Raw genomic sequence first — 4,808 nt, 5'->3', positions numbered from 1 at the left:
TGAGCAATTTTTCTACTTTGTCAAAGCCTAACATTTCATATAAAGCATCATAAATAGGGCGTAGGTAAGGGTCAATTTTTTCGTTCATATCACCAGGCAGAAACCCCAATTTTTCGCCCGCTTCTACCGCAGGGCGTACTAAGATGATGCGACGCACATCAGAGGCTTCTAAGGCTTCAACAGCGCGTGCTACGGCAAGGTAGGTTTTTCCTGTGCCCGCAGGACCAATACCAAAAGTGCAGTCTTTTTGTTTAATATCTAAGACATATTTTTGCTGATTTTTACTTCTAATATGGATAAATTTTCGTTTGGTTTTAATGCTCACTGATTGGCCTGGTAAGTCATCATGCAAGCAGGCCTTGATTGCCATTTCAACATCGTAAATTTCAATGGGTTGGCTAGTGCTTAATGCGATTAAATCTTGCAGCACTCTAGCAGCAATATGTTTGTTCTCTCCCTTGATAGTGAAGTCCTCGCCTTTGTTGTTCATTGTGACATCTAGGCTTTTACTGATCAGATTTAAGTGTCTATCAAATGAGCCACAAACGTTGGAAAGTTGATCACTGTTGCTGATTTCAAGTGTTAGTTGCATAGGGCATTTACAAAAAAGATATTTATTACTATAATGTAGTAAAATTTTACCAATATAAATAAGGATAAAGTAATGAAAAAAATAACATTAAATTTAGTATTGAGTTTATTGTCTTTAGTCTTTGTTACTCAAATAAATGCGACGCTACCTGTCCATGAGGCCCAGCATGATAGGGCGGCTATCAGTGTTGACAATCCATGGGTGCGTTCGGCACCACCAAACGCACCAATATTAGGTGCGTTTATGGAAATATCCAATCATTCTGATAGCGATATTAAATTACTATCTGCAAATACTAAGGGCTATAAACGCCTTGAGTTACATAAAACGGTGTCTCAAGACGGTATGATGAAAATGATTAAACAAGATTTTATGCCTATTCCTGCTCACGGTAAGCTAACTTTAAAACCAGGTGGTTGGCATATTATGATGATTCAGCCTAAAAAAGTGCCAAAAGAAGGCGACTCTGTTGTCATTAAATTAGTGTTTGACAATGGCTTGTCGAAAACCATACAGGCCAAAGTAAGAAAAGGCAGGGCGATGGATCATAAAAAAATGATGCACCATCAGCATTAAAATGTTGAAAAAAACTTTAATCGTCATTGTTGCTATTGCTGTTGTAGCTGCATTTTTTTTGTACAGCAAGTCTAATCGTGATTATAAGGATTTAGGTCCGCAACTTAAAGTCTCCCATATTCTTTACAACCCAAACAAACCGCTACCATCGTTTTCTTTGGTTGACCAGGATAATCAATTATTTAATAATGATAATTTGAAAGACGGTTGGACTTTGCTGTTATTTATCTATACACATTGTCCAGATATTTGCCCGACTGAGTTGCTTGATATGTCGGCATTGAAAAATTTAATGATAAAAGATAAAACAACAAGTATGCCAAAAGTTGTGGCAATTACTTTTGATCCCTTGAGGGATACACCCGAAGTGTTAAAAGAATATGTGAGGCATTTTGATAAAGATTTCATCGGTGTTTCAGGAAAGCAAGCGCAAATTGATCAGCTTATTAAGCCTTTCGGTGCTTATTATGAGCGTGTTATCTATGATGAAAAGGGTAAATCAGTTATCCTTAAAGCCAATGACAAGCTACCTGAAAGTGCACTACAAGATGGCTATGTTATTAATCATACCGCTTGGATTTATTTAATTAATCCTGAGGGTCAAATTTTTGCAGGATTTCCATCGCCACACAATCCAAATCAGATGGCAGACGATATTAAATTAATCATGAATCAGTTCTAAAAATTAGCACTATAAATCCGCTATTATAGTAGTGTATCAATACAGCAATATGCGTTTTATAAATAATGGTTCTTTAACAATATGTTTACTTGATAAAATGCATTGGATTGTGCACATTTTATTGGAGACCTTTGCATAAAGGAGACCTTTGCATAAATAGGAATAATCATCAGAAACCCACTTTTCACCCACTTGGCGATTTTTTAAACCCAGCCTTAGCCCTGCTAGGACAAGGTTTAAAGAAATCACCAATTGGGCAAAAATTGGATTTTACTAATCATCCCTATTTATGCAAAGGTCTCAAGATATTGAAATCCTTGTGTTGGGATACCTTTGCACTTTCTATTTTTTTTGGGGGGCTGTAAATATGGCTGTATTCATCAGTTTTTGATACTTTTTCATACTGAGAAATCGACCTCCAAAGTTAATATGAGCATGATAATATTCAGGTATGGACTCCCCTTTAATATAAATATTTTTATTCCAAGTGTCTATTACTAAAGTATCTGCATTCCATTTATCAGGTTTGAGCAAAGGAGTTGATTGATCACGGTTAAACAAGTTGAAAGAATGTTGAGGCGTTTCTAGCATTTCTACTACTATATCAGGATAACGCTGATTTAACTCATGCAACATTATTTCTGAACATTCTCCACAATTGGCAACTTTATATTGTTTAAAGACCATGTCTTTTAATTTACCAGATAAGCTAAATTGAGTAATGGCATCTAAAAGAGGCACATTGTTGCGCATTATATTTTTAACATGGGCGTTTTTATTGTCTCGTAACATTCCTATTTTATCTTCTGCTATTGAAGTATGTTCTTGAGCTGGATAAGCAGATCCACCTTCCTCAAAAAACCGGCTAGAAGAATCTAGCGCACCTAGGTCTTTAAAAATATCCCATTGCAAAATATCTTGCTGTATCTTTTTTATTTGAGTTAAATCAATTGAGGGTGTATTTTTGTCTATTGTGGTGCGCTGTCCAGCCTCTGTTTTTCCAGTCATAATATCGCTTACCCCTCCTACAGCGCCTTCTTCCATGGCTTCTTGTTCAGGTGTTTCTTTAACATGCCCTGTCGGATCTCTATATTTAAGCGGATTATTCCCTACATAAGCATACAAATTCAAGTTATCAACTGCCCCTGCTGAATCAGGGCTTATCCACCTCGTTAGCCAAGGGGCTAGGTATCTGGCACCGTAGTAGCATAAACCACTACTGTCGTCTCTTTCTTTGCCTGTGTAGCGGTAGCGTTTTTGTTGCACTTGGGTTTTGTCTTTACCTGCAATGATAGCAGTGCCACCATAGGGGTGGTAGTGCTCGTAACTAAGGGTTTGGGCTTTGTCATCCAACTCTAAGGTGTTGGATTGTAGGTGGCTGTTGAGTTGGTAGCGGGTTTGGTGTGGGGTTTGCGTGTTGTCTTTGCTGCTTTTGCTGAGGATGTGGGTGCCGATGTGCAGGGTGCTACTTTGTTGTTTTGCTTGGTTGGTTGAAAGATCTAGTGAGGGTAGGTAGTCTCTTTGGCTTTGCACTTGGTGACTAGATTCAATGACAGTGCGGACTCGCTTGTCTTGGTAATTATAAACATAGTATTGTATGGTGTTGGATTTGTTTGCTTTAGTCAGTTTATTTAAGGTGTTGTTGTAGTACCACTCTAGGTTACCGATATTGTTTAAGTTTAATAAATTGCCATTGGCATCAAAGTTATTTTGGTTGTTGTTTTCAGTGCCACGGTTGCTGTTAGGGTGGATGGTGAGGGTTTGTTGCCAAGCGTTACTTTTTGCTTGGTGTGAGAGGTGAGTTAGGTTGTTGCCTATATCGTAAGTGTAGGTTTGGCAATAGGGCTCTATCAAGGATATTGCTAGAATGTTGTTAAGATGATTGAGTGTTATTGTCATACAGTTGCATTTTACAAAGTTAGTTAAATACACAATAGTACCACCTATCGTTAAATAATGATACTAATTGAGCCTTGGTTAAGGTGTTACAGGATGATTCATTGCGCTTAGATCAGGATCCGGCTTAATAGGTGATAATTTGCTTAAATCCATTGGCGTTGGTTGCATTATATCGCCAAACCTTTCTCTCATTGCTTCCCCTCTACCAAGAACTAAAAATGCATTTTCTGGTTTGTTATCATTGCCGTTAACCCATAATCCAAATTCAGTCTCTGAATTGCCTTGCCTTGAGTAGCCACTTTTAATAAAAAGGTCAATGACATTTCGTGGAATTAAAGCAATACTTGTATTGGGTTTAAGCTTTTCCTGAACAGGGTATGAGTCTGAATGCAGAAGTGCTAAATATTCTTTTGGCGCTACACTTGTCAACAGATGAGTGACGCCAACCCGTGCAAGTATATTGCCTTTTATTCTTGAAATTTCTAACCTAGGATTTTTCCAACCTTCTCCGCCAATATAAACGCCCTCAAATTTGCTACCTATGAATGCCAGTGCTTCTCTCTTATAATTATAAATTGCCGTAGCCTGTATTTCGTTTGTGGCGAATTCACTCATCGTATAATTTATTGTTGTTTGAAACATACTTGGTACTTGTACTGAGGTAGGTCGTTCATTCCCTGAAATTGGAGCATTTGTATTTTCAAGCACCAGATTTCCAATATGATTTAGGTCGATATTTTTCGCTAAGTCTGCAAACAACTTGTTTCCATCTGGTATGCAATGCTGATCTCCAACCCAAATATTTAATTCACTAGTCTTGTCTTTATTTATCCTTTGAAAAAAATTATCATTGGATATTGTATTGATACCATGCCCTGTCGGGTCTGTGTATTTAAGTGGATTGTTATTCACATAAACATACAGATTTAAACCATCAACCGCCCCTGCTGAATCAGGACTTATCCATCTTGCCAACCAAGGGGCTAGGTACCTAGCACCGTAGTAGCATAAACCACTACTGTCGTCTCTTTCTTTACCTGTGTAGCGGTAGCGTTTTTG

The 4,808-nt window shown here is 37.8% G+C and carries 5 protein-coding genes; 2 read left to right on the top strand and 3 right to left on the bottom strand.

The features are described from left to right. Positions 1 to 490 (bottom strand): PhoH family protein (locus BBROOKSOX_RS08945; protein WP_257607829.1); only part of this gene is annotated, 490 nt, incomplete at its 3' end. A gap of 174 nt (positions 491 to 664) precedes the next feature. On the opposite strand from BBROOKSOX_RS08945, the gene BBROOKSOX_RS08940 reads away from it, so the two are divergent. Then, positions 665 to 1,168: a copper chaperone PCu(A)C gene (locus BBROOKSOX_RS08940; RefSeq protein WP_139661180.1), complete on the top strand. Its 504-nt coding sequence runs from the start codon at positions 665 to 667 to the stop codon at positions 1,166 to 1,168. Between the two features lies 1 nt (position 1,169). Continuing rightward, positions 1,170 to 1,850, top strand: coding sequence for an SCO family protein (locus BBROOKSOX_RS08935; RefSeq protein WP_139661178.1), 681 nt, complete (start codon positions 1,170 to 1,172; stop codon positions 1,848 to 1,850). Positions 1,851 to 2,192: 342 nt separating this feature from the next. Here BBROOKSOX_RS08935 and BBROOKSOX_RS08930 read toward each other — a convergent pair whose 3' ends face one another. After that, positions 2,193 to 3,749 (bottom strand): RHS repeat-associated core domain-containing protein, encoded by a 1,557-nt coding sequence (locus BBROOKSOX_RS08930; protein WP_139661173.1) that lies wholly within the window; start codon positions 3,747 to 3,749, stop codon positions 2,193 to 2,195. A 78-nt stretch (positions 3,750 to 3,827) separates the two neighbouring features. Continuing rightward, on the bottom strand, positions 3,828 to 4,808 hold a 981-nt coding region (locus tag BBROOKSOX_RS12210), incomplete at its 5' end, for an RHS repeat-associated core domain-containing protein (RefSeq protein WP_257607828.1).

The sequence above is a fragment of the bacterium endosymbiont of Bathymodiolus sp. 5 South genome (assembly GCF_900128535.1).
Taxonomy (GTDB): domain Bacteria; phylum Pseudomonadota; class Gammaproteobacteria; order PS1; family Pseudothioglobaceae; genus Thiodubiliella.
This window is presented reverse-complemented; position numbering and strand designations above follow the sequence as displayed.